Below are 25,077 nucleotides of genomic sequence, written 5' to 3' on the forward strand. Positions count from 1 at the left end.
CGGTATGACACAATTAACAGTTAAAGCACTGAGTGAAGAGATTGGTACGCCAGTTGACCGCTTAATTGAACAACTTGCTGATGCAGGCATGAAGAAAGCAGGGTCGGACCAAGTGACTGATTCAGAGAAGCAAACATTGCTAACGCACCTTAAAAAGGAGCACGGCGATACTTCTGGTGAAACAGAACCGACTCGTTTAACTCTTCAACGCAAGACCCGCAGCACGCTAAGTGTTGCCGCTGGAGGCGGTAAGAGTAAGGATGTTCAAGTTGAGGTACGTAAAAAGCGTACTTACGTGAAGCGCAGCACTATTGAAGATGAAGCGAAACGTGAAGCTGAGGAAGTAGCTAATCGTGAAGCGGAAGAGAAAGCACAACGCGATGCTGAAGAGCAAGCGAAACGTGATGCTGCAGAGAAAGCACAGCGCGAAGCCGAAGCAAAAGTAACACGTGAAGCGGATGCAAAACGTGAAGCTGAAGAGAAGGCTCAACGCGCACAAGCTGAAAAGGCTAAAAAAGACATGAATTCAAAAAATGCAGACGCTAACGCACAAGCGAAAAAAGAAGCGGATGAACTTAAAGCTCGTCAAGAGCAAGAAGCAACTCGTAAAGCCGAAGCTGAAGCAGCTAAGCTTGTTGAAGAAGCTCGTAAGTTAGCAGAAGAGAACCAAGAACGTTGGTCTGAAGAAGAGAAGAAGAAGAAAGAGCAAGAGAAATCTGCGGATTACCATGTGACGACTTCTACTTACGCTCGTGAAGCTGAAGATGCGGCAGACAAAAAAGATGAGAAAGCACCTCGTCGTCGCAAGAAGAAACCAGCTCCAGCAACTCAACCTGGCAATAACCGTGGTGGTCGTAACCAACGTGGTCGTGGCGGTAAAGGTAAGCTTGCTAAACCAACTTCAATGCAGCAAGGCTTCGATAAGTCAGCGACTGTTGCAAAATCTGACGTTGCTATCGGCGAAACTATCGTTGTTTCTGAACTGGCTAGCAAAATGTCAGTTAAAGCAACTGAAGTTATCAAAGTAATGATGAAGATGGGCGCTATGGCGACTATCAACCAAGTGATCGACCAAGAAACAGCACAACTTGTTGCTGAAGAAATGGGTCACAAGGTAATCCTACGTAAAGAAAACGAACTTGAAGAAGCAGTACTAGCTGACCGTGATAGCGATGCTATCGCTGAAGGTCGTGCTCCTGTTGTTACTATCATGGGTCACGTTGACCACGGTAAAACTTCAACACTTGACTACATTCGTAAAGCACACGTTGCTTCTGGCGAAGCTGGCGGTATCACGCAGCACATTGGTGCTTACCACGTAGATACTGACAACGGCATGATCACGTTCCTTGATACTCCTGGACACGCGGCCTTTACTGCTATGCGTGCTCGTGGTGCTCAAGCGACAGATATCGTTGTACTTGTTGTTGCTGCAGACGATGGCGTAATGCCACAAACAATCGAAGCAATCCAGCACGCGAAAGCGGCAGGCGTTCCTCTGATTGTTGCTGTGAACAAGATCGACAAAGAGGGTGCAAACCCAGACAACGTTAAGAATGAGCTAGCTCAATACGACGTTATTCCTGAAGAATGGGGCGGTGAGAACATCTTCGTTCACATCTCTGCAAAACAGGGTACAAACATTGATGGTCTTCTAGAGTCTATCCTTCTTCAGTCTGAAGTTCTTGAACTTACAGCGGTTAAAGAAGGCATGGCATCTGGTGTTGTTGTTGAATCTCGCCTTGATAAAGGTCGTGGTCCAGTTGCAACAGTACTAGTTCAGTCTGGTACTCTAAACAAAGGCGATATCGTTCTTTGTGGTCAAGAGTACGGCCGTGTTCGTGCAATGCGTGATGAAAACGGTAAAGACATCGAAACTGCAGGTCCATCTATCCCTGTAGAAATTCTAGGTCTTTCTGGCGTTCCTGCTTCAGGTGATGAAGCGACTGTTGTACGTGATGAGCGTAAAGCGCGTGAAGTTGCAAACTACCGTCAAGGTAAATTCCGTGATGTTAAACTAGCTCGCCAACAAAAAGCGAAACTAGAGAACATGTTCGCGAACATGACGGCAGGCGAAGTTGCTGAACTTAACGTTGTACTTAAAGCTGACGTTCAAGGTTCTGTAGAAGCGATTGCTGACTCTCTACTGAAACTGTCAACTGACGAAGTTAAAGTGAACATCGTAGGTTCTGGTGTTGGTGGTATTACTGAAACTGACGCAACGCTTGCTGCAGCTTCTAACGCTATCATCCTTGGTTTCAACGTTCGTGCTGACGCAACTGCGCGTAATACAGTTCAGAACGAAAACCTAGATCTACGTTACTACTCAATCATCTACCAACTGATTGACGAAGTTAAACAGGCAATGGGCGGTATGCTTGCTCCTGAATTCCGTCAAGAAATCATTGGTCTTGCACAAGTTCGTGACGTATTTAAGTCGCCTAAACTTGGTGCAATCGCTGGTTGTATCGTTACTGAAGGTACGATTAAGCGTAGCAACCCAATCCGTGTACTTCGTGAAAACGTTGTTATCTACGAAGGTGAACTAGAGTCACTTCGTCGCTTTAAAGATGACGTTCAAGAAGTTAAGAATGGTTACGAGTGTGGTGTTGGCGTTAAGAACTACAACGACGTTCGCGTTGGGGACCAGATCGAAGTATTCGAAATCGTTGAGGTTAAACGTACTCTAGACTAATCAGTCTGTACGACTCGACATATTGACTAAGGTTACTAACATTACTAATAAAGGTAATAAGGTAATCGGTTGTTGAATACACCATGGGGGGCTGGTAATTACCAAGCCCCCCATCTTTCTAAGTGAGAAAAGAAAATGTCAAAAGAATTTAGCCGCACACAACGTGTGTCTCAGCAGCTTCAAAAAGAGCTTGCGCTTATCCTACAACGTGAAGTTCGTGACTCACGTATCGGTATGGTAACTATCTCAGACGTAGAAGTGTCTCGTGACCTTGCTTACGCAAAAGTGTTCGTTACTTTCCTATGTATCGGTGAGCAAACACCTGAATCATGTCTTGCTGCTCTTAAAGAGCATGAAGTGCCAGTTCGTATGGCTCTTGGTAAGCGTATTCGTCACCGTCTAACGCCTGAAGTGCGTTTTACTTACGACAACACACTAGTAGAAGGCATGCGTATGTCTAACTTAGTAAGTGAAGTTTTAAACGACGATAAGCGTAAGCAAGAAGAGTCTGGCCGTACTGACGAAACTCAGTCTAAGGGCGAAGAGTAATGGCTCGCCGTCGTAAAGGTCGCCCTATCAACGGGGTAATTCTGTTAGATAAGCCAACGGGCATTTCGTCTAATGATGCACTGCAAAAAGTAAAACGTATTTACTTTGCAGAGAAGGCAGGGCACACCGGTGCTCTTGATCCTCTTGCGACTGGCATGCTGCCAATTTGTCTTGGTGAAGCAACGAAGTTTTCTCAGTTTCTATTGGATTCTGACAAGCGCTACGTAGTAATCGCTAAGCTTGGTGAGCGTACCAATACCTCTGACTCTGATGGTGAAGTGGTAGAGACACGAGATGTTAACGTGACTCAAGAGCAACTTGAACGCTGCATTGCAAGCTTCAAAGGGGAAACCGACCAGATTCCATCAATGTTCTCAGCATTGAAGTATCAAGGTAAGCCTTTGTATGAATACGCACGTGCAGGTATCGAGGTGCCTCGCGAATCTCGTAAGATCACTGTTTACTCTATTGAACTACTTCGCTTTGAAGGTGATGAAGTTGAGATGGAAGTGCATTGTTCAAAAGGCACTTACATCCGCACAATTACCGACGATCTTGGTGAAATGCTAGGTTGTGGTGCCCACGTGACCATGCTTCGTCGTACTGGTGTTGCTAAGTATCCGTACGATCGTATGGTGACTTTGGAGCAGTTGAACGAGATCCTAGAGCAAGCGCAGGCGCAAGAAATTGCACCCAAAGAGCTGCTTGACCCACTATTAATGCCAATGGACACAGCCGTTGAAGACTTACCAGAAGTTAACTTAAACGCGGAACTGACTGACCTAGTTCAGCACGGTATGCCCGTTCAGGTTTCTGGTGCGCCAACTGAAGGTACGGTTCGCATGACAAGTGGTGAAGAGAAACTGTTTGTTGGTGTTGCTCAGATTGCTGAAGATGGCCGAGTTGCACCGAAGCGTTTGGTTGTTTTTAGAGATGAAGAGCCACAAGCATAACGCTGAAACCTAGTTAGGTATTGGCGCTTAGCCAGGAAAAGCGAATCAATAATATAGAAAGCGAGCCCTTAATTTTAATGGTTCGCTTTTTTCGTTTTTCATCAGTTCGATTGTTATTGCACCAACTCGTAAACTTCCCTATAATCCTCGGCTCGCGTAGCGGCTGAATCAGAGATTGGCTGCTACAAATATAAACTTACTCTTATCAGGAGAGATTTATGTCTCTGAATGCAGAAACTAAAGCAGCAATCGTTGCAGAATACGCACAATCTGAAGGCGACACAGGTTCACCAGAAGTACAAGTAGCACTACTTACTGCTTCTATCAACCACCTACAAGGTCACTTCAAAGCGCACAAACACGATCACCACAGCCGTCGTGGTCTATTACGTATGGTTTCTAGCCGTCGTAAGCTTCTTGATTACTTGAAAGGCAAAAACCTTACTCGTTACCAAGACCTAATCAAGCGTCTAGGCCTACGTCGCTAATAGCGATGTCTGCAAAGACAGTTTGAAGAAAAGGAGCATTTATGCTCCTTTTTTTGTGCCTGTTATATTTTTAATGTTAAAAATGAAGGTTCTCTGTGCGGTTAACCTGATTTTTAATCGTGAAAATGTCTCTTGCCAAGAAAATAGTTTATACTCTCGCACGCGAATAATTGTTTGATTATTTCGCACCCTAATTAGCTCAACAATAACAGTCACAGATGTCGGCCAATAGGTCGCGACTATTAAAAGCAGATGTTTAGTCTGATTGAACTTCTCGTCTTTTTTTACTAGTCGCGATTAGTTATTGCTGAGCATTCATTCACTTATTCTGAAAAGAGATTTTCAGATGAAGGATATACAATGTTTGAAAAACCAGTTGTAAAGTCATTCCAGTACGGTAACCACACCGTTACTCTAGAAACGGGCGTAATGGCACGTCAAGCTACTGCTGCTGTAATGGCGACTATGGACGATACATCAGTATTCGTTTCTGTTGTTGCTAAAAAAGAAGCTGTTGCGGGTCAAGATTTCTTCCCTCTAACAGTTAACTACCAAGAGCGTACATACGCTGCGGGTAAAATCCCTGGTGGTTTCTTCAAGCGCGAAGGTCGTCCATCTGAAGGCGAAACACTAACAGCTCGTCTAATTGACCGTCCAATTCGTCCACTTTTCCCAAGTGCGTTTAAAAACGAAGTTCAAGTTATCGCTACGGTTGTTTCTATCAACCCTGACGTAAATCCAGACATGATCACTATGATCGCAACGTCTGCTGCACTTGCTATCTCTGGAGCTCCATTCAATGGTCCTATCGGTGCTGCACGTGTTGGTCACATCGACGGCGAACTTGTTCTTAACCCATCAAATACTGAGCTTGAAAACTCTAAACTAGACCTAGTTGTGTCTGGTACAGAAGGCGCAGTACTTATGGTTGAATCTGAAGCAGATAACCTATCTGAAGAAGAAATGCTTTCAGCTGTTGTTTACGGTCACGACCAACAACAAGTTGTAATCAAAGCAATCAACGAGTTTGCTGCTGAAGTTGCAACTCCATCTTGGAACTGGGAAGCGCCAGCAGTTAACACTGAGCTTAAAGCTAAAGTTGCTGAGCAAGCTGAAACACGTCTATCTGACGCGTACCAGATCACTGAGAAAATGGCTCGTTACGAGCAAGTTGGCGCAATCAAGAACGACACTGTTGAAGCTCTAATTGCACAAGACGAAAACCTAGATGAGCGCGAAATCCGCGGCATGCTTGGTTCTCTAGAGAAAAACGTAGTACGTAGCCGCATTATTGCTGGCAACCCACGTATCGATGGCCGTGAAAAAGACATGGTTCGTGCGCTAGACGTACGTACTGGTGTTCTTCCACGTACACACGGTTCTTCTCTATTCACTCGTGGTGAAACTCAAGCACTTGTTACTGCAACGCTTGGTACACAACGTGATGCACAAATCATCGACAGCCTAATGGGTGAGAAGAAAGACAACTTCCTTCTACACTACAACTTCCCTCCATACTGTGTAGGTGAGACTGGTTTCGTTGGTTCTCCTAAGCGTCGTGAAATTGGTCACGGTAAGCTTGCTAAACGTGGTATCCAAGCAGTAATGCCTTCTGTTGACGAATTCCCATACACAGTTCGTGTTGTATCGGAAATCACAGAATCTAACGGTTCTTCTTCAATGGCTTCTGTATGTGGTACATCTCTAGCACTTATGGATGCTGGTGTTCCAATCAAAGCTTCTGTTGCGGGTATCGCAATGGGTCTTGTTAAAGAAGGCGACGATTTCGTTGTTCTTTCTGACATCCTTGGCGACGAAGATCACCTAGGTGATATGGACTTTAAAGTAGCAGGTACTAACGCTGGTATCACTGCACTTCAAATGGACATCAAGATCGAAGGTATCACTAAAGAGATCATGCAAATTGCTCTTAACCAAGCGCAAGGTGCACGTAAGCACATCCTTTCTGTAATGGATGAAGCTATCTCTGGTGCTCGTGAAGATATCTCTGAATTCGCTCCACGTATCCACACAATGAAAATCAGCTCTGATAAGATCAAAGATGTTATCGGTAAAGGCGGCGCAGTTATCCGTGCTCTTTGTGAAGAAACGGGTACTACAATCGAAATCGAAGACGATGGCACAATCAAGATTGCTGCTACTGAAGGCGCAGCTGCTAAAGAAGCTATCCGTCGTATCGAAGAGATCACTGCTGAAGTTGAAGTTGGCCGCATTTACCAAGGTAAAGTTGCTCGTCTAGCTGACTTCGGTGCATTCGTTACTATCCTTCCAGGTAAAGATGGTCTAGTACACATCTCTCAAATCGCTGATAAGCGCGTTGAGAAAGTGTCTGACTACCTAACTGAAGGTCAAGAAGTACCAGTTAAGGTTCTTGAAATTGACCGTCAAGGCCGTGTACGTCTAAGCATGAAAGAAGCAGTTGAAACGCCTGCTGAAGGCGAAGCACCTGCTGCTGAGTAATTCTTAGCCTATTAATGGGACTATCGCTTTTTAGTGATTTCTAACCCATTGGTAAAAAAGCATGTTATAAAGGGGAGCATATCGCTCCCCTTTTTTATTGCGGTCATAACAGGAGTAATTATTTGTGAAATGGTTTCAAACCGCGAGTATGTGTTTACTGCTTGTACTGACAGGTTGTGCGACAACATCAGATAACACCTCACGTTGGGTTTATCCACCAATGGCTGTGCCGCTGCAACCAAGCGTTCAGCAAGAGGTTCAAATTGCACGTCTTAGTCAATTATTACAGCGCCCGGACTTGAATGATGAAGTTCGATCTAAGATGCTGTTTGAACGTGGTAACTACTACGATAGTGTTGGCCTGCGTGATCTAGCACGTCTCGACTTCAACCAATCTCTTTCATTGAACCCCGCTCAACCTGATATCTTCAACCTTTTGGGTGTTTACTTTACGCAAGTAGGGGAGTTTGATGCCGCTTATGAATCTTTTGATTCTACGTTAGAGCTTGATCCTGCAAACTCTTACGCAGAAAGAAATCGCTCTATCGCACTTTACTACGGCGAACGTTATGATTTAGCCAATGAAGAGATGACGAAGCATTATACCGATGATCCAAGTGATCCATTCCGTGCGCTTTGGTTGTTTATCATTCAGCACGAACTCACACCAGAGCAAGCCAAGCTTGATTTGCAAAAACGTTACGAGAGCCGTGATGAGCAGTGGGGTTGGGTATTAGTCGCGATTATGCTTGATGACATTACTGAAGAGCAGGCTTTTAAGGCGATATTGACCGGTACTCGTGACAACACGCTACTTGCGCAGCGTCTAACTGAGACATATTTCTACCTTGCTAAGCGCTACCATATGAATGGGGACTACGCGAATGCGATCTCTCTGTACAAGTTGTCAGTGTCTTTCAATGTGTATGAATATGTAGAGCACCGTTACTCATTCTTAGAGCTAAGCCGTATATTTACTACTCTTAAAGCCGAGCACTTAGCAAAAGTTAAGTTGGCTGAGGCCGAAGAAAAAGCCGACACAAAGTAAACGATATATTTTGATTCCGAAGAACCGCTGCCTGTCAGCGGTTTTTTTATGTTCCTTTTTTATGCTCCGTTTTTATAAACAAAAAAAGGGGGGGCTCGCTTTTGATTGCTTTTTATTTAAACAACACTAAAATAGTTAGTCTTGCTAACTAAATGCCATTCTTGATTAGGTGAGTATGCTGAACCAGAATTTAGAAAAGATTGAGCGCTTCGCCTCTAAGATATGGCGAACTCAGGTAAATGAAGATCCTATTTGCCAATTGAGCTTCAATGAGTATGACTATTTGAAGGTCATTCAATCTTCTCCTGAACCGATTCGATTGACTGATCTTGCGATTGAGATGCAGGTGACCAAGCCTTCAGCAACCACTATGGTTCAGAGACTAGAGAGAAAGGGGCTTGTTGAGCGTAAAGCTTCGCTCGAAGATGCGAGGTCTAAGTTGGTCGTATTGACCAGCAAAGCTGAAGTCGGCTTAGAAGAAGAGAGTAAGATCTATCAGGTCATGGCTCAGATATTGGAAAGTCGTTTGTCTGAGCAAGAGTCTCAGCAGCTAAACCTGTTATTAAATAAAGCTTTGAAGTAAATAATTTAGATATTTAGTTAGCCTTGTTAACTAATTTTTCGAGTCATATCTTGTTGATATGCGACTCACAGATGAAAGTAGAGTAAGAAATGAGTAACTCAATTAGTCGTCAGTTTTGGCGATACACAATCCCGACTGTGGCTGCCATGTTGGTTAATGGCCTTTACCAAGTGGTGGATGGCATCTTCATTGGCCGCTATGTGGGGGCTGATGGACTTGCTGGTATCAATGTTGCGTGGCCTGTGATTGGTTCGATTCTCGGTATTGGTATGTTGGTGGGTGTAGGTACAGGTGCGCTTGTCTCGATTCGCCAAGGTGAAAAAGATACTCAAGGCGCTAAGGAGATCTTAGCAACAGGTTTAACCTTGTTGTTGGCGATAACACCTATTGTTTCTGCATTGCTGTTTTTGTTTGCTGATAACTTCTTGCTTTGGCAGGGCGCAGAAGGGAGAGTGTATGAACTTGGCCTGCAATACTTACACATTCTGATTGGCGCGAGTGTCTTCACGCTAGGTTCGATCGCGATGCCGTTTTTACTGCGTAACGATGACAGCCCTAACTTAGCCACCATACTGATGATTGTCGGTGCGGTGATCAATATAGCTCTGGATTATCTGTTTATTGCTCAGTTTGGTTGGGAGTTGAAAGGTGCAGCACTGGCAACCGCGATTGCTCAGTTTGTAGTAACCGGTCTGGGTCTGGCTTACTTCTTCTCACGTCGAGCAAACCTGCGCTTGCGTTGGAATGAACTGAGACTGAAGTTATCGGTAATTCCTGAAATCTTCGCTATCGGTACATCAAGCTTCTTTATGTATGCGTATGGTTCGATGATGGTTGCGCTGCACAATGCGTTGTTCTCTCAATATGGCGACCAGTTGATGATTGGTGCTTACGCGATTTTGGGCTACATAGTGACGGTTTATTATCTCACAGCTGAAGGCATCGCCAACGGCATGCAACCATTGGTGAGTTATAACCATGGTGCGCGTAACCAAGCGAATATCCGTAAGCTACTTAAGATTGCGATGATGAGTTCGGTATTGATTGGTGTGGCGTTCGTGCTGCTTCTGAACGCGTTCCCACGTGAGTTTGTGTCAGTCTTTAACTCAGATGAACCTCAGCTAGTCGAGTACACCGTGTTGGGTATTCGATTACACATGTTTGCACTGGCGCTTGATGGTTTCTTAGTGGTAGCGGGTGCTTACTATCAGGCGGTCAACAAAGGCAGTAAAGCGATGTTTGTCATGCTAGGTAATATGCTTATCCAGTTACCTTTCTTGTACATTATGCCTAAGTTGTACGGTGTGCCGGGGATCTGGGTTGCGTACCCACTGTCTAATATTGCGCTAAGCGTGGTGGTGATGGTGATGCTCTACAAAGATGTAAAGAAGCTCGATGTCTCACCGACGAATACAGCGGCGGCATAGGTCGTATTTCTTAAGTAGAATTAAAAAGGTCTAGCGAATGCTAGACCTTTTTGTCTCTGTGGCTGATGGGTTTAACTCTAGAAACTAGATGTTTTTAACGTCTAAACCCGCAAGCTGATGCCAGTAGCCATTGCACTGGCGGCTTTCAATCTTCATTGGTTTTTGACCTTGCTCATTGGCTCTGAAGTTATTGATTTCAGAGAAAGTGTCGATACCCAATGGACTCAGGCGAACGACATCGACCAAGTCATGCATGCTCGGTAGATCATTGACTAGGTTGTAGCAGTAACCTGATTGCGTCTGGATACCATTAAGGTTAAATACCGATTGGCCTTCTTGGCTTTCGACCTGTAGACCTGTTGGGTATTTGATGCAGCAGGTTTCGCAATCGTCTTTGGCTTTGTTCTCTGCTCGGGCTGTAAAGCAACGTGCAGAGTAAGCAAGAGGTAAGTAGCCATGACTAAACACTTCTACTTCGAACTTATTACGAATATTAAGCTCTTCGCACTGTGTCATTACGTTGCTAAGCCATTCACGAGAAAGCTCAACGGGCATACACCAACGCGTCATACCTTGTTTCAAGAACAGGTTCAGAGTGCGTGCATTGTAGGTGTTCACCGCAGGGCCAACAACAAAAGGCACCTTACTTTCACTTGCCAGTTGAATCGCAGATACATCATTGGCTTCAATGGCGAAGTCACCGTTATCAATGTACTTCTTCATGATGTTGACTTCGCTTGGGGCTTCTAGCAATGCCATGGTTGAAAGTACCACTTGCTTACCTGAATCAGACAGATCTTTTGCTATGTCCATCCAGTGTTTTGCTTTCATCTCTCGGCGCTTTGAGCACACCGCTTCACCGAGGTAGATGATGTCGGCAGAGCTTGATTTTGCTTGCTCATAGAAGCTTTCGACGTCTTGTTTTGGCCAAAAATAAAGCAGAGGGCCTAATGCGTATTTCATTGAGTTCTCCATTTGGCTCTATTGCCATTTACGGTGATAAGCGCCAAGCGTGGTTTGTGTACCTTCAGATACATTCGCCAGTGTCGCATTCCAAGCTTGTTCCACTTGGTATTGTTCAGGGTTCGCTAAGTAGCGATCGATGGCTGCGCGCCAAGTGCGAGTGACTTGCTCGACATAAGCAGGGCTACGTTGGCGACCTTCAATCTTCACAGAAGCAACATTCGCGGCGAAAAGCTCAGGCAACATAGATAGTGTGTTAAGGCTAGTTGGCTCTTCAAGTGCGTGATAACGCTTTCGCTCACCATCTACTTCTGCTTCAAATCGGCCTTTACATAGCGTTGGGTAACCTGCGTTCTCACCTGCTTCATACTTGTCGATAAGGATTTCGTTCAAGCGAGATTCAAGTCCGCCATCCGTTTCTTGCCAGCGAACGTATTTTGCTGGAGAGCATGCCCCAACCGTATTTGGCGATTCACCCGTCATGTATGAAGATAGGTAGCAACGGCCTTCTGCCATGATACATAAGCTACCAAAAGCGAATACTTCGAGGTCAACGTCAGAAGTGATGTTACGAGAAAGCTGTTTGACCTGATGGATCGACAATACGCGTGGCAATACCACACGCTTAACGTTGAAATTTTTATGATAGAAGTCGATAGCGGCTGCATTGGTCGCAGATGCTTGTACTGATAAGTGCAGCTCTAGTTCTGGATATTTATTTGCAGCGTACTCGAGCACCGCGATGTCAGCGATGATAAGCGCATCAACGCCTAGTGCGGCGGCGTTATCTACAGCATTAGTCCAGCGTTCGAAGCCGTTTGGGTGAGCAAAAGTATTTAAGGCAACGTGAATTTTCTTGTTGCGGTCATGTACATACTGCACAGCACGATCGAGCTTTTTACCCGCAAAATTAAGGCCTGCGAAGTGTCGGGCATTCGTATCGTCTTTGAATCCGATATAGACAGCATCCGCACCGCAATCAATAGCGGTTTTCAAAGCAGGTAAGTTACCCGCTGGGCATAAGAGTTCCATTTGCTCACTACCAATAGAATAAAATTGAAGCGAGTATTTTATGAAGAATTATGAATGACGGAATTGATGTAAGGCAGGTTTAGATGGATAAATCTGCTTTTACCCCATTTGAGGTACTGACGAATGGCGAATTTACGCTTTAGCTTGGTGCTGGAGGGCGTGTTTAATTAATTCTTGTGACGACGGTTTTGGGCGAACAGTTCTTCAACCTCTTGTTTTGGTTGAGGGCGATAGAAGTGGAAACCTTGAATTGAACCACAGTTGAGGTTTGACAGTAGGGTTGCTTGTTCACTGGTTTCGACACCCTCTGCAACCACGGTTAAATCGAGAGATTTCCCAAGGTTGATGATGTTTTCAATTACGGTAATTTGCTTTGGTAAGGTATCGATATCTGAGATAAAAGCCCGGTCAATTTTAAGCTCATCAATCGGAAAGCGAGCAAGGTAAGATAGAGAAGAGTAACCCGTACCAAAGTCATCAATGGATAACGCAAAGCCAAGTCTCTTAATCGCGTTCAGCATTTGAAGCGTGTGCTCACTATCACTCATTACGGCACTTTCTGTAAGCTCAAAGGTAATCGCACTAGGATCTAGCTCAGTAGAACGCAGCAACTTCTCCATGAAATCAATCAATTTTGGATTACCAAACTGCTCTGGTGAAAGGTTGATCGCGACGCGACCAGGTAAAATACCTTGCATCTTCCAACGTTTCACCGTGGCAAATACTTCGCGCATTACCACACGACCAAGTTGTTCAATAAGGCCAGCACGTTCCGCTACTGGAATAAATGCGGCAGGGCTAATATAACCTTCTACAGGGTGCTTCCAACGTACCAGAGCTTCTGCTCCGTTAATGGTGAAGTCACGCGCATTTACTTTTGGTTGGTACCAAACCTCAAGCCCGTTCTGTTGCAGTGCTTTTTGCAGTTCTATCTCAAGCCACAGTCGCATTCGCGCTTCTTTGTTCATCTGTTCGTTGAACTTGATCAGGCGGTTGCGTCCACGATCCTTAGCTTCATACATTGCGGTGTCAGCATTCTGTAGCAAGATACGTGCGTCACTGCCATCGTGAGGAAAGCTCACACTACCAATCGAGCAGGCTAAACGCTTACTAAAATGGTGGAGATCGAAGGGTTGGTTGATCAGAGATATGATCTTTTCAGAGAGTATTTCAGGTGTTCGTGGGTGTTCAGGCTCAGGTAGAATAATACCAAATTCATCACCGCCTAAATGGCCAATAATAGCTTGACGAGGCAGTTGTCGTTTTAAGCGAGATGCGACCTCTTTAATCACTTTATCACCGATGTGGTGGCCAAGTGAGTCATTGATATTTTTGAAGTTATCGATGTCTAAGTAGAGCATCACAACAGGGGTCTTGTTGTGAATGAACTGCTCAAGGCTTTTGGTAAACCCAAGTCGGTTGTAGAGCTTAGTCAGTGTATCGATGTAGGCATCTTCACTGTTAGCGGGTGTGTATTGTTTTGTTGTTTCTTGAGCGTCTTGAATAAGTACGAGTTGGGTACTGCTCCCAAGAATGACCGTCGAGTCGATATTTAACTGAACTTTACGTTCAAAGCCACATCGAGCACCCGTTAAACAAACCAAGCCAGACTCAGAAATAATGGAGCTGAGGTCATTATTAAAGACTGTTTTGGTTTGTTCATCGATAAATAATCGGCCTAACTCTTCGCCAATCAATTCTGTGGTGGAGTTAAAACCAAGTAAGCGCGCAGCTGCAGGGTTCGAAGACAGAATGTAGTCGTTTTCAACTAATAGCAATCCGTCTGGGAGCAGGTGAGATAGCTTGTGGAATTTCGCTTCAGACTCTTCTAAAGAACGGACAAGTACTTGGTTTTCAGATGTATCGAAGGCGTGAAAGATGATGTATTCAGTCTTTTTACCATTGGTAAGCGGAGATAGGCTGAAATGAAGGCTAGTGTCTAAAGCCGTTTCGTTTAGGGTGATTTCGGCCTCAATCGTTTCGCCATTGAATGCACGCTCATAATAAGGCTTTAGGTGTTGATAGAATTGCTCGCCCAAGGTTTGGCGGTCATTCATGCCTACAAGCTCTGTTTTACTTAAACCAGCAATATCACAGTAACGCTCATTCACCATAAAATAGTTATGTTGAGCATCAAGTACCGCAAAAAAGAACGGGCTGTTTGCAGTAAGCTGTGTAAACCAATGTTGTAGTTGCTGGGGAGGCATCAAAGTACTACCAATTCTCCAAGAGCTTGAATATTCACTATCGATAAACATTGATTGCTTTTTGTTCAGCTATCGATGTTTACTTGTGAGTGCAGCGATTCGCTGTGATTTTCATGACCAGAGTTACTATAACTGTGATTATCAATATATTAAAGGTCGAGCATCAAACTGAATTAATTTGATACATAACAGTAACTGAGATCTCAACATCATCTATGATGCTTTCTATATTATTGACAAAGTTACGGATAAGTCACGTGATAAACAAGATACGCACTCAACTAGTTCAAAATGCCGCATCAATTTTGCGATCTCCAGTCCAGTTATTACCAAAATCAGTACAAAAAAAAGCCTTATTAGAAGCATTGAAAAATGTATTCAAGGAGGCTTTAGAGGATGGTGATTTTGAGTTCTTAGAAGACAAGTGGCTTAAAGTTTCAATAAAAGATATGGGGTTAAGTTGGTGTATTAGCTACAAAAATGAGCAACTAGTTGTCGCTGATAAAGAGGTCAATGAAGATGTGAGTTTTAGTGGCAATCTAAATGATCTCGTGTTGATTGCTGGGCGAAAAGAAGACCCAGATACGCTTTTCTTCCAACGTCGACTGTCTATTGAGGGCGATACCGAGCTAGGCTTGGAAGTGAAAAATTTGATGGATAGCGTCGATTTAGACTTATTGCCGACTCCTATGAAAACTTTGTTAAATCAATTAGCTGATTTTGTGCAGAAGGGAGTACAATCCCCAGATACACAAAGTGAGGTAATGAATGCTTATTCGAACTGAAGCACCGGCAGATATACTTGTCATCGATCGTTTATTGAAATCTGTTTTTGAAACGGATGCAGAAGCTAATTTGGTTATGAGCTTGCGTGAGAATAGCCATTTAACGCTATCGCTGGTGGCTTGTTCTGATGAAGGGGAGGTGGTTGGTCACCTGATGTTTAGCCCTCTTACTCTTGATGGTGACGATCATAACTGGCAGGGGCTCGCACCTCTCGCCGTGAAAGAAGAGTTCCGCAATCAAGGCATTGCCAAATCACTGGTTGAAGACGCATTTTCTACTTTGGTAGATTTTGGTTACCCAGCCTGTGTTGTACTCGGTGATCCTGCTTACTACGGTCGTTTTGGTTTCAAGGCGGCGAGCGAATTTGGCCTGAGTTGTGTTTGGGATGTGCCTGAAGGCGCTTTTCAAGCGATTGAGTTGGTAGAAGGGGCGTTTGCTGGGCATTCTGGTGAAATTGCTTACAGCCCAGAGTTCAACGACTTATAAGCTGATTTACCACTCAATAAGATACAAACTGATTTAGTCTAAATAAAGGAGCTTGATGCTCCTTTATTTTTTGTTAGTATCAGCCCCAATGAGCACCGTTTAAGTTCACTCGAAGAATATTAATACCAACAAACCAAAGGTTACGACCGCTAGATATGTCACAAACACACGCGCAATATCTACAAGAGATGGGCATTAGCCAATGGGAGTTAAGTCACCCAGAGCGTTTGGCTGGTTATGAATCTGAATTGACTCTGTTATCGAATGATTGCAAGTTACTGTTGGTTTCACCAGAAAAACCTCAGGATGATCTCGCCGTGATGTTTGAGCGAGTACTCAAAAGTATCAAGCTCGACTTATCTCAAGCTTTACACCTTCAACCGCAACACTTGTCTGCTGTGGATTTAAGTTCGGTTGAATGGGTATGGTTTGCTGGTTGCGAATCTGCCCATGAACTGAAGGCAAAAACACTTCAATCTCCATTACTGTCTGACATTAACGGTAATAACCAACATCGCCGCGACTTATGGCAACAAATTTGTGCTTATGACTAATCAACTTTTACCCACTTCAGAACAACACCTAGACGCAATTTGGCAAATTGAGCAGACCGCGCATTCTCATCCTTGGTCTGAAAATATGATCCGTGATCTTAATAGTCGTGGAGGCAGCCACCGTGTTTTAGAAGTCGATGGAAAGGTTGTCGGCTATTTCTATGCTCAGAACATTGTCGGTGAGGTTACTTTGCTGACGATAGCGGTTGACCCTAAGCAGCAAGGCAAAGGTTACGGTAAGGCTTTGGTTGAGCACTTTCTCGATATGTGTGAACAAGCTGACGCGGAAAGTGCTTGGCTGGAAGTTCGCGAAAGTAATGTGAATGCTTTTAATCTTTACGAGAAGGCTGGCTTTAATGAAGTCGACCGCCGTCGTAACTATTATCCAACCAAGCAAGGCAACGAAGACGCCATCATTATGAGCTATCTTTTTATGTCTTTTAGCTAGTCATGTTACGTCTTTTCGCGAACTAGACCGCTAGCTCCGGAATGAGCCACAAAATAGGGTGTAAACTGACCCTTTAGAAAGTGACACGCTTTCTGTATAATCCGCACACAGAATTCAAGGGCAAGTATTATCTACTTGCCCTTTTTACGCTTTAGATCAGCAAAGGGCGACTATGTCTTTCCAACAAGAAGTGAGCAAACGTAGAACGTTTGCGATTATCTCTCACCCGGATGCGGGTAAAACCACGATTACTGAAAAAGTTCTTTTATTCGGAAACGCGATTCAAAAAGCGGGTACCGTAAAAGGCCGTGGCTCTAACCAGCACGCTAAATCTGACTGGATGGAGATGGAAAAAGAACGTGGTATCTCGGTAACTACGTCTGTAATGCAATTCCCATACAACGATTGTCTAGTCAACCTACTCGATACTCCTGGACACGAAGATTTCTCGGAAGATACGTACCGTACATTAACCGCGGTTGACTCTTGTTTGATGGTTATCGATGCTGCGAAAGGTGTCGAGGATCGTACTCGTAAACTGATGGAAGTAACGCGTCTACGTGATACACCAATCGTAACGTTTATGAACAAACTTGACCGTGATGTTCGTGACCCAATGGAAGTGCTAGATGAAGTGGAAAGCGAGCTAGGTATGGCTTGTGCTCCAATCTCTTGGCCTATCGGTTGTGGTAAAGAGTTTAAAGGCGTTTACCACATTCACCGTGATGAAACGATCTTGTATGAATCTGGCCACGGCCATGAGATCCAAGAAGTTCGCATTATCAAAGGTCTAGATAACCCTGAACTAGACGAAGCTGTTGGCGAAGATCTGGCGAGCAGCGTTCGTGAAGAGCTTGAATTGGTTATTGGCGCATGTCCTGAGTTTGATCACGAACTATTCCTTGCTGGCGAGTTGACTCCAGTTTACTTCGGTACTGCATTGGGTAACTTCGGTGTTGACCATATGCTTGATGGCCTAACTCGATGGGCTCCTGCGCCTCAAACACGTCAAGCAAATGAGCGTGATGTTGAAGCGACTGAAGAGAAGTTCTCTGGTTTCGTATTTAAGATCCAAGCAAACATGGATCCAAAACACCGTGACCGTATCGCATTCATGCGTATCGTATCGGGTACTTACGACCAAGGTATGAAGATGAACCATGTTCGTACTGGTAAGAACGTCAGTATCTCTGATGCAGTAACCTTCATGGCGGGTGACCGTGCTCGTGCTGAAAAAGCATACGCGGGTGACATAATTGGTCTGCATAACCACGGCACAATTCAGATTGGCGATACCTTTACTCAAGGCGAAAGCTTGAAGTTCGCAGGTATTCCTAACTTTGCGCCTGAGCTATTCCGTCGTATTCGTCTGCGCGATCCATTGAAGCAGAAGCAACTTCTAAAAGGCTTGGTTCAGCTTTCTGAAGAGGGCGCGGTTCAAGTATTCCGTCCTTTGCAAAATAACGATCTGATCGTTGGTGCAGTTGGTGTACTTCAGTTTGATGTGGTTGTAGCGCGCTTGAAAGCGGAATACAACGTTGAAGCGATTTACGAAGGTGTGAACGTTGCAACTGCACGTTGGGTTGAGTGTGATGACGCTAAGAAACTAGAAGAGTTCAAACGTAAGAGCCAAGCTAACCTAGCGTTAGATGGTGGTGATAACCTATCTTACATCGCACCGACTATGGTGAATTTGAACCTAGCTTCTGAACGTTTCCCAGAAGTTCAGTTCCGAGCGACGCGCGAGCACTAATCACTCTGCGCTCTATTCGAGTTAAACAAAAACGTCTATTGTTCTGCAATAGGCGTTTTTTTATTCGTGTCATTTGAGGTTAGAGGCTTAAGGTAAGTATGTTCAGTTGGATAAAAGCTTGGATTAATAAATACGATAAGTGGTGCGAAGAGCTTGGCTTAACGCCTGAAAATAAGCGCAGCTGCGTGGCTTATCGCCGTGATCCTCAAGGACAACAAACAGAGAGTAGGGAAGATGACACCAGAATTAAGTGAATTTCCGCTGTTTGACACCCATTGCCATGCGGACTTTGACATCTTTGAGCAAGGTTTTTCACTTGATAAAGGTATTGAAGGTTACGTTAAAGAGGCGAAACAGGCGCAAGTCGAGAAGTTAATCATCCCTTCTATTGGCCAAAGTAACTGGAGGAAGCTTGATGAAATCGCTCAATCTTACCCTAATGTTTACTACGCTTTAGGTTTCCATCCTTATTTTTTAGAGCAAGCCAATGACGAGCAATTCTCAGAGCTTCGCCGATTACTCTCATCAAAAAACAGACAATGCGTTGCGATAGGAGAGTGTGGACTCGACTTTTTTGTCGATGTTGCTCGGGAGAAACAAGAGCGTTTTTTCATCCAACAAATAGAGCTAGCTAAGGTGTTTAAGCTACCTTTAATCATCCATGAAAGGAAGTCTTTTAACCGACTTATTGAGTTAATAAAGCAGTATAAATTTACTTTGGGTGGCGTGATTCATGGATTTTCAGGGAGCGAACAGCAGGCTTTGGCGTGGATCAAGCTCGGTTTCTATATTGGTGTCGGTGGAACGATTACTTACCCAAGAGCACAAAAAACACGCACCACTATATCAAAACTGCCTCTTGACTGCCTGGTGTTAGAAACGGATGCCCCGGATATGCCCATGCATGGAAAACAAGGAAATGTTAATCATTCCAAGTATTTAGTTACGATCTTAAATGAACTATTTTTGCTTAGAAAAGAACCGAAGCAATCGGTTGCAGCGCAAATTTGGCAAAATAGCCATCGTGCATTCGGTATATGTGAATAAAATCGAAGGTTTTTGTTTATCGTTTGCGTAAATTGCACTTGGCTTGTGATTCGGCTCACATTTACGTGTGAATGGTACATGAATCTTCTACGAAAGTGTGAGGACGGCATTACTTTATTAGTGGTCGCATGAGTATAATTGCCTCCGCTTTATAGCCCCATTTTGTAACACGCCAATAAATAACTAATAAGGAAGTCATAAACTATGAGCCTGTTTATGAGCCTCGTCGGAATGGTTGCACTGATTGCAATCGCAGTACTACTATCCGACAACCGCAAAGCAATTAATCTAAGAACAGTGGGTGGCGCTTTCGCTATCCAATTCGCACTTGGTGCATTCGTACTTTACATCCCTTGGGGGCGTGATCTACTTGCAGGTTTCTCTGCCGGTGTAGCAAACGTGATCGACTACGGTAAAGATGGTACTGGCTTCCTATTTGGTAGCCTTGTTAACTTCTCAGTTGACGGTATCGGATTCATCTTTGCATTCCAAGTTCTACCAACACTAATCTTCTTCTCTGCTCTTATCTCTGTACTTTACTACATTGGTGCGATGCAAGTTGTAATCAAGGTTCTTGGTGGTGGTCTTCAGAAAGCTCTAGGTACTTCTCGCGCCGAGTCTATGTCTGCAGCTGCAAACATCTTCGTTGGTCAAACGGAAGCGCCTCTAGTTGTTCGTCCATTTGTTCCTAAAATGACTAACTCTGAACTATTCGCAGTAATGTGTGGTGGTTTAGCGTCTGTTGCTGGTGGTGTACTAGCGGGTTACGCATCTATGGGTGTACCTCTAGAGTACCTAGTAGCAGCGTCATTCATGGCAGCACCTGGTGGTCTACTATTCGCTAAAATCATCAAGCCTGAAACTGATGAAGTTGACGAGAACCTAGGTTCAGACATCGACGGTGGCGACGACAAGCCTGCTAACGTTATCGATGCAGCTGCTGGCGGTGCGTCAGTTGGTCTACAACTAGCACTTAACGTTGGTGCAATGCTACTAGCATTCATCGGTCTAATCGCTCTTATCAACGGTATCCTAGGTGGCATCGGTGGTTGGTTCGGTATGGAAAACCTAACTCTAGAACTTCTTCTAGGTTGGATCTTCGCACCGTTAGCATTCATCATTGGTGTTCCATGGGAAGAAGCAACTATTGCTGGTTCTTTCATTGGTCAGAAGACAGTTGTTAACGAATTCGTTGCATACCTAAACTTCGTACCATACATCGGTGAAAACGCTCAAATCGTTGAAGCGACTGGTCAAGTAATGTCTGTTAAGACTCAAGCAATTATCTCGTTCGCTCTATGTGGTTTCGCAAACCTTTCTTCAATTGCGATTCTTCTAGGTGGTCTAGGTGGTATTGCTCCAAACCGTCGTCACGACATCGCACGTATGGGTGTTAAAGCGGTTGTAGCTGGTACTCTATCTAACCTGATGGCAGCAACAATTGCTGGCTTCTTCTTATCTTTCTAATCAGTTAGAAATCGATATATAGACGCCATAATAATATCGCCCCGTAGCAAGAAATTGCTGCGGGGCTTTTTTGTTTTTGGGCCTAGTGATTTTGAGCATTAGCATGAGTGAATGCTTGGAGTCGAAAATGGGTCTAGAATGTTTTTTTGAGATACAAACCGTTTGCGTTCTAAGGAGCACTACAATTTATTGATGGATACCTATAATGTATTAGCTAAAGGGATAGGATGTCTCTGCTGGCAAGAAAGTAACATTGAGATTAGCTCGAACGTTATTCTTCTGGGATTAAGCCAAACTTAGCAATACGCTATATTAGCAATACACTATAGATGTTAGACACAACATGACTGATTTGTTGTGCCATAGACCAAACTGGTACTGTGCGGTGACAAGGATTGCAATTGGTAGCGAAAGTTATCAAGTCTTCAGGGAACCAAGTCCGTTCATTTGTGACTACTGAGCATTACTAAAATATCCATCTATACTGGATGGATGGTGAAGTAGTTAACTATTTGAATATATTGATCGGAGATAGAAATGAGCGATTTAAAAGCAGCAGCTCTACGTGCACTTAAACTTATGGACCTAACTACGCTAAATGACGACGATACTACTGAAAAAGTAGTGGAACTTTGTCATGACGCGAAGACTGCAGTTGGCAACACCGCTGCAATCTGTATTTACCCTCGCTTTATCCCAGCCGCTAAGAAAGCGTTGCGTGAGCAAGGTACTCCAGAAGTACGCATTGCGACTGTAACTAACTTCCCTCATGGTAATGACGACATCGAAATTGCTGTTGCAGAAACAAAAGCAGCGGTAGCGTACGGCGCAGACGAAGTTGACGTAGTATTCCCATACCGTGCTCTTATTGCTGGCAACGAAGAAGTTGGCTTTGAGCTAGTTAAGCAATGTAAAGCCGCTTGTGGTGACATCACGCTTAAAGTGATCATCGAAACTGGTGAGCTAAAAGAAGAAGCACTGATTAAGAAAGCTTCTCAGATCTGTATCGAAGAAGGTGCAGACTTCATCAAAACTTCAACAGGTAAAGTGCCAGTAAACGCGACTCCAGAGTACGCGCGCATGATGCTTGAAGTTATTCGTGACATGGGCGTAGCTAAAACAGTGGGTTTCAAACCAGCTGGTGGCGTACGTACAGCTGAAGATGCTCAAGCTTACCTAGCGATGGCTGATGAGCTACTAGGCGCTGAGTGGGCAGACAACATGCACTACCGTTTTGGTGCTTCAAGCCTACTAACTAACCTTCTTAATACATTAGAAGTGACAGACGAAACTGCAGATCCAGCAGCATACTAATTTCCCTATCGGGTATAACAATAAAGTCTGTTTGATGGAGTGGCGTTAAGTCACTCCATATTACCTCTTTCCCTACACACCATACTCACTAGAGTTTGGGAGGCACTAATGTATCTACCTCAAGAAATTATTCGCAGAAAACGTGATAACGAAGTACTGACCACAGAAGAAATTAACTTTTTCATCCAAGGTGTCGCTAAAAACACGGTTTCTGAAGGCCAAATTGCCGCATTCGCAATGGCTATCTTTTTTAATGAAATGACGATGCCAGAACGTATCGCACTAACATGTGCAATGCGTGATTCAGGCATGGTGATTGACTGGAGCCACATGAACTTTGATGGCCCAATCGTTGATAAACACTCCACTGGTGGTGTTGGCGACGTAACTTCTCTGATGCTTGGCCCTATGGTGGCAGCATGTGGCGGTTTCGTTCCAATGATCTCTGGTCGTGGTTTAGGCCACACTGGCGGTACGCTAGACAAGCTAGAATCTATCCCTGGTTACAACATTACACCAACCAACGATGTGTTTGGTGCCGTAACCAAAGAAGCTGGCGTGGCGATCATCGGCCAAACGGGCGACCTAGCACCGGCTGACAAGCGTGTTTACGCGACTCGTGATATCACAGCAACAGTAGATAACATCTCGCTAATCACCGCTTCAATCCTATCTAAGAAACTGGCTGCTGGCCTTGATTCTCTAGTGATGGACGTAAAAGTCGGTTCAGGCGCATTCATGCCAACGTATGAAGCTTCTGAAGAACTAGCAAAATCTATCGTTGCAGTAGCAAACGGTGCAGGCACTAAAACAACAGCAATCCTAACGGACATGAACCAAGTTCTGGCTTCTTCAGCGGGTAACGCAGTAGAAGTACGTGAAGCGGTTCAATTTCTAACCGGCGAATATCGTAACCCTCGTTTGCTAGAAATTACGATGGCATCGTGTGCTGAAATGCTGGTTCTGGGTAACCTTGCAAAAGATTCAGACGAAGCGCGTGAAAAACTGATGGCAGTACTGGATAACGGTAAAGCAGCAGAGTGCTTCGGTAAAATGGTAGCGGGCCTTGGTGGTCCAACTGATTTCGTAACGAACTACGATAACTACCTAGAAAAAGCAGAAATTGTTAAACCAGTGTACGCACTCGAAAGTGGTGTAGTATCAGCGATGGATACGCGTGCAATTGGTATGGCTGTCGTTGGTATGGGCGGTGGTCGCCGCGTAGCAACAGACAGCATTGATTACGCAGTCGGTTTTGATAGCTTCATTCGCCTTGGCGAAGTTGCAAGCGACGATAAACCATTAGCAATGATTCATGCTCGCAATGAACAACAGTGGCAAGAAGCTGCAAAAGCATTACAAAATGCAATCACTGTGGGCGGAGAATATACAGCAACGCCAGACGTTTACCGTCAGATTCGATCTGAAGACGTGTAAATAACAGGTATCGGCATACCTTGTGTATGCCGATAAACAGAGTTCTGGTGCAAAGAGCAATAAGTTGGTGAAGAAAATGAAAAGAGCATTTATTTTAGTTTTAGATTCATTCGGTATCGGCGAAACAGCAGATGCGGACACATTCGGTGATGTAGGTTCAGACACTATGGGTCACATTGCTGACCATTGTGATCAAGGCCTTGCAGACAACGCGGATCGTAAAGGTCCACTAACGCTGCCAAACTTGTCTAAGCTAGGCCTTGCGGTGGCTCACAAAGAGTCTACAGGCCGTTTTGCTCCTGGTATGGATGCAGACGCTGAGATCATTGGCGCGTACGGTCACGCTGCGGAGCTGTCTTCTGGTAAAGACACGCCATCAGGTCACTGGGAAATCGCAGGTGTACCGGTATTGTTTGACTGGGGCTACTTCACCGACAAAGAAAACAGCTTTCCAAAAGAACTGACTGATCGCATCCTTGAGCGTGCAGGTCTATCTGGCTTCTTAGGTAACTGTCACTCATCGGGTACAGAAATCCTAGATAACCTGGGTGAAGAACACATGAAGAGTGGCTTGCCAATCTTCTATACTTCAGCAGACTCTGTTTTCCAAATCGCATGTCATGAAGAGACATTCGGTCTACAGAACTTATTAGACCTTTGTCAGATTGCTCGTGAAGAGCTAGAAGACTACAACATCGGCCGTGTTATTGCGCGCCCGTTCATTGGCCCAGGTAAAGGTCAGTTCGAACGTACTGGTAACCGTCGTGACCTTTCTGTTGAGCCGCCAGCGGCGACAGTTCTTCAGAAGTTGGTTGATGAGAAGGGCGGTAATGTTCACTCAATCGGTAAGATCTCTGATATCTACGCGGGTTGTGGTATTACTCAGAAAACGAAAGCAACAGGTATTCCTGCGCTATTTGAAGCAACTAAAGAAGCGATCACTGAAGCGGGCGACAACACTATCGTGTTCACTAACTTCGTTGATTTCGACTCAGCTTACGGTCACCGCCGTGATGTTGCAGGTTACGCAGCGGCACTTGAGTACTTCGATGGCCGTATCAATGAAATCATCGATATGATGAAAGAAGATGATGTACTTATCCTAACTGCTGACCACGGTTGTGATCCGACATGGCCAGGTACTGACCATACTCGTGAACACATCCCTGTGATTGTTTACGGAAACAAGGTTCCTGCTGGCTCTCTAGGCCGTCGCGATACCTTCGCTGATATCGGTCAAAGCTTAGCGTCTTACTTTGGCACATCGCCAATGGGACACGGTACAAGCTTTCTATAATAGTTAACGAAGAGAGAGGGAAACCTCTCTCTTTTTTTTGTTTTGAGATTAAGGATATTTTC

22 protein-coding genes are annotated in these 25,077 nt (G+C 44.6%); 19 read left to right on the forward strand and 3 right to left on the reverse strand.

Annotation, left to right across the window (positions count from 1 at the left end; genetic code table 11):
• The first annotated feature begins 4 nt into the window (after positions 1-4).
• From infB to AB4589_RS13960, 8 genes are all read left to right on the forward strand, one after another.
• A complete protein-coding gene (infB, locus tag AB4589_RS13925) occupies positions 5-2,695 on the forward strand; it encodes a translation initiation factor IF-2 (RefSeq protein WP_009847541.1) in 2,691 nt (896 codons plus the stop codon).
• Positions 2,696-2,830: 135 nt separating this feature from the next.
• Positions 2,831-3,244 carry a 30S ribosome-binding factor RbfA gene (rbfA, locus tag AB4589_RS13930; RefSeq protein ID WP_009847540.1) on the forward strand — a complete coding sequence of 138 codons (414 nt, stop codon included), beginning with the start codon at positions 2,831-2,833 and terminating at the stop codon, positions 3,242-3,244.
• Positions 3,244-4,197, forward strand: coding sequence for a tRNA pseudouridine(55) synthase TruB (gene truB / locus AB4589_RS13935; RefSeq protein WP_012604702.1), 954 nt, complete (start codon positions 3,244-3,246; stop codon positions 4,195-4,197). Before rbfA ends, truB begins: the two co-directional genes overlap by 1 nt.
• Positions 4,198-4,415: 218 nt before the next feature.
• Positions 4,416-4,685, forward strand: a complete 270-nt coding sequence (gene rpsO, locus AB4589_RS13940) for a 30S ribosomal protein S15 (RefSeq protein WP_004734493.1) — start codon at positions 4,416-4,418, stop codon at positions 4,683-4,685.
• A 360-nt stretch (positions 4,686-5,045) separates the two neighbouring features.
• Complete coding sequence (gene pnp / locus AB4589_RS13945) at positions 5,046-7,166, forward strand: polyribonucleotide nucleotidyltransferase (protein WP_009847538.1); 2,121 nt, start codon at positions 5,046-5,048, stop codon at positions 7,164-7,166.
• Between the two features lie 124 nt (positions 7,167-7,290).
• Positions 7,291-8,214 (forward strand): lipoprotein NlpI, encoded by a 924-nt coding sequence (nlpI, locus tag AB4589_RS13950; protein WP_372100832.1) that lies wholly within the window; start codon positions 7,291-7,293, stop codon positions 8,212-8,214.
• 175 nt (positions 8,215-8,389) lie between these two features.
• Positions 8,390-8,797, forward strand: a complete 408-nt coding sequence (locus tag AB4589_RS13955) for a MarR family winged helix-turn-helix transcriptional regulator (RefSeq protein WP_009847536.1) — start codon at positions 8,390-8,392, stop codon at positions 8,795-8,797.
• Positions 8,798-8,886: 89 nt separating this feature from the next.
• Positions 8,887-10,224 carry an MATE family efflux transporter gene (locus AB4589_RS13960; protein ID WP_372100834.1) on the forward strand — a complete coding sequence of 446 codons (1,338 nt, stop codon included), beginning with the start codon at positions 8,887-8,889 and terminating at the stop codon, positions 10,222-10,224.
• Between the two features lie 84 nt (positions 10,225-10,308).
• On the opposite strand, the gene AB4589_RS13965 is transcribed toward AB4589_RS13960, so the two are convergent.
• The 3 genes from AB4589_RS13965 to AB4589_RS13975 all read right to left on the reverse strand — a co-directional run bounded on the left by AB4589_RS13965 (position 10,309) and on the right by AB4589_RS13975 (position 14,426).
• The gene (locus tag AB4589_RS13965) at positions 10,309-11,187 is read right to left on the reverse strand and encodes a U32 family peptidase (RefSeq protein ID WP_372100836.1); all 879 of its coding nucleotides are present in this window, start codon (positions 11,185-11,187) and stop codon (positions 10,309-10,311) included.
• Between the two features lie 18 nt (positions 11,188-11,205).
• Positions 11,206-12,219, reverse strand: a complete 1,014-nt coding sequence (locus tag AB4589_RS13970) for a peptidase U32 family protein (RefSeq protein WP_009847533.1) — start codon at positions 12,217-12,219, stop codon at positions 11,206-11,208.
• Positions 12,220-12,386: 167 nt separating this feature from the next.
• Positions 12,387-14,426, reverse strand: coding sequence for a bifunctional diguanylate cyclase/phosphodiesterase (locus AB4589_RS13975; RefSeq protein ID WP_009847532.1), 2,040 nt, complete (start codon positions 14,424-14,426; stop codon positions 12,387-12,389).
• A gap of 257 nt (positions 14,427-14,683) precedes the next feature.
• Here AB4589_RS13975 and AB4589_RS13980 point away from each other — a divergent pair, with 257 nt between their 5' ends.
• The 11 genes from AB4589_RS13980 (at position 14,684) to AB4589_RS14030 (ending at position 25,015) form a co-directional block, all read left to right on the forward strand.
• The gene (locus AB4589_RS13980) at positions 14,684-15,211 is read left to right on the forward strand and encodes an SCP2 domain-containing protein (protein WP_009847531.1); all 528 of its coding nucleotides are present in this window, start codon (positions 14,684-14,686) and stop codon (positions 15,209-15,211) included.
• On the forward strand, positions 15,195-15,698 hold the full coding sequence (locus AB4589_RS13985; protein WP_009847530.1) for a GNAT family N-acetyltransferase: 504 nt from the start codon (positions 15,195-15,197) through the stop codon (positions 15,696-15,698). The genes AB4589_RS13980 and AB4589_RS13985 overlap by 17 nt, the downstream gene beginning before the upstream one ends.
• A gap of 155 nt (positions 15,699-15,853) precedes the next feature.
• The gene (locus AB4589_RS13990) at positions 15,854-16,252 is read left to right on the forward strand and encodes a DNA polymerase III subunit psi (RefSeq protein ID WP_009847529.1); all 399 of its coding nucleotides are present in this window, start codon (positions 15,854-15,856) and stop codon (positions 16,250-16,252) included.
• Entirely contained in the window at positions 16,245-16,700 is a 456-nt protein-coding gene (rimI, locus tag AB4589_RS13995) for a ribosomal protein S18-alanine N-acetyltransferase (protein ID WP_029222735.1), read from the forward strand. The genes AB4589_RS13990 and rimI overlap by 8 nt, the downstream gene beginning before the upstream one ends.
• 172 nt (positions 16,701-16,872) lie before the next feature.
• A complete protein-coding gene (gene prfC, locus AB4589_RS14000; protein WP_012604694.1) occupies positions 16,873-18,453 on the forward strand; it encodes a peptide chain release factor 3 in 1,581 nt (526 codons plus the stop codon).
• Positions 18,454-18,551: 98 nt separating this feature from the next.
• Positions 18,552-18,707, forward strand: a complete 156-nt coding sequence (locus AB4589_RS14005) for a DUF5363 family protein (RefSeq protein ID WP_012604693.1) — start codon at positions 18,552-18,554, stop codon at positions 18,705-18,707.
• Positions 18,688-19,500, forward strand: coding sequence for a TatD family hydrolase (locus tag AB4589_RS14010; RefSeq protein ID WP_372100838.1), 813 nt, complete (start codon positions 18,688-18,690; stop codon positions 19,498-19,500). The genes AB4589_RS14005 and AB4589_RS14010 overlap by 20 nt, the downstream gene beginning before the upstream one ends.
• A gap of 204 nt (positions 19,501-19,704) precedes the next feature.
• Positions 19,705-20,967 carry a NupC/NupG family nucleoside CNT transporter gene (locus tag AB4589_RS14015; protein ID WP_009847523.1) on the forward strand — a complete coding sequence of 421 codons (1,263 nt, stop codon included), beginning with the start codon at positions 19,705-19,707 and terminating at the stop codon, positions 20,965-20,967.
• Between the two features lie 537 nt (positions 20,968-21,504).
• Positions 21,505-22,281, forward strand: a complete 777-nt coding sequence (gene deoC / locus AB4589_RS14020) for a deoxyribose-phosphate aldolase (protein ID WP_372100840.1) — start codon at positions 21,505-21,507, stop codon at positions 22,279-22,281.
• Between the two features lie 108 nt (positions 22,282-22,389).
• On the forward strand, positions 22,390-23,718 hold the full coding sequence (gene deoA, locus AB4589_RS14025) for a thymidine phosphorylase (protein WP_372100842.1): 1,329 nt from the start codon (positions 22,390-22,392) through the stop codon (positions 23,716-23,718).
• Positions 23,719-23,794: 76 nt separating this feature from the next.
• Positions 23,795-25,015, forward strand: coding sequence for a phosphopentomutase (locus tag AB4589_RS14030; protein WP_372100844.1), 1,221 nt, complete (start codon positions 23,795-23,797; stop codon positions 25,013-25,015).
• Positions 25,016-25,077: the final 62 nt, after the last annotated feature.

Origin of the sequence: Vibrio sp. 10N.222.49.A3 (assembly GCF_041475145.1) — a bacterium.
Taxonomy (GTDB): domain Bacteria; phylum Pseudomonadota; class Gammaproteobacteria; order Enterobacterales; family Vibrionaceae; genus Vibrio; species Vibrio tasmaniensis_A.

Coding starts and splice junctions, on each gene's coding strand:
- AB4589_RS14015 (WP_009847523.1), top strand. CDS start 19,705: ATGAGCCTGTTTATGAGCCTCGTCGGAATGGTTGCACTGATTGCAATC.
- rpsO (WP_004734493.1), top strand. CDS start 4,416: ATGTCTCTGAATGCAGAAACTAAAGCAGCAATCGTTGCAGAATACGCA.
- AB4589_RS13990 (WP_009847529.1), top strand. CDS start 15,854: ATGTCACAAACACACGCGCAATATCTACAAGAGATGGGCATTAGCCAA.
- deoA (WP_372100842.1), top strand. CDS start 22,390: ATGTATCTACCTCAAGAAATTATTCGCAGAAAACGTGATAACGAAGTA.
- rimI (WP_029222735.1), top strand. CDS start 16,245: ATGACTAATCAACTTTTACCCACTTCAGAACAACACCTAGACGCAATT.
- deoC (WP_372100840.1), top strand. CDS start 21,505: ATGAGCGATTTAAAAGCAGCAGCTCTACGTGCACTTAAACTTATGGAC.
- AB4589_RS13955 (WP_009847536.1), top strand. CDS start 8,390: ATGCTGAACCAGAATTTAGAAAAGATTGAGCGCTTCGCCTCTAAGATA.
- AB4589_RS14010 (WP_372100838.1), top strand. CDS start 18,688: ATGACACCAGAATTAAGTGAATTTCCGCTGTTTGACACCCATTGCCAT.
- infB (WP_009847541.1), top strand. CDS start 5: ATGACACAATTAACAGTTAAAGCACTGAGTGAAGAGATTGGTACGCCA.
- rbfA (WP_009847540.1), top strand. CDS start 2,831: ATGTCAAAAGAATTTAGCCGCACACAACGTGTGTCTCAGCAGCTTCAA.
- AB4589_RS13975 (WP_009847532.1), bottom strand. CDS start 14,426: ATGCCTCCCCAGCAACTACAACATTGGTTTACACAGCTTACTGCAAAC.
- AB4589_RS13960 (WP_372100834.1), top strand. CDS start 8,887: ATGAGTAACTCAATTAGTCGTCAGTTTTGGCGATACACAATCCCGACT.
- pnp (WP_009847538.1), top strand. CDS start 5,046: ATGTTTGAAAAACCAGTTGTAAAGTCATTCCAGTACGGTAACCACACC.
- AB4589_RS13965 (WP_372100836.1), bottom strand. CDS start 11,187: ATGAAATACGCATTAGGCCCTCTGCTTTATTTTTGGCCAAAACAAGAC.
- AB4589_RS13985 (WP_009847530.1), top strand. CDS start 15,195: ATGCTTATTCGAACTGAAGCACCGGCAGATATACTTGTCATCGATCGT.
- AB4589_RS13970 (WP_009847533.1), bottom strand. CDS start 12,219: ATGGAACTCTTATGCCCAGCGGGTAACTTACCTGCTTTGAAAACCGCT.
- prfC (WP_012604694.1), top strand. CDS start 16,873: ATGTCTTTCCAACAAGAAGTGAGCAAACGTAGAACGTTTGCGATTATC.
- AB4589_RS14005 (WP_012604693.1), top strand. CDS start 18,552: ATGTTCAGTTGGATAAAAGCTTGGATTAATAAATACGATAAGTGGTGC.
- AB4589_RS14030 (WP_372100844.1), top strand. CDS start 23,795: ATGAAAAGAGCATTTATTTTAGTTTTAGATTCATTCGGTATCGGCGAA.
- truB (WP_012604702.1), top strand. CDS start 3,244: ATGGCTCGCCGTCGTAAAGGTCGCCCTATCAACGGGGTAATTCTGTTA.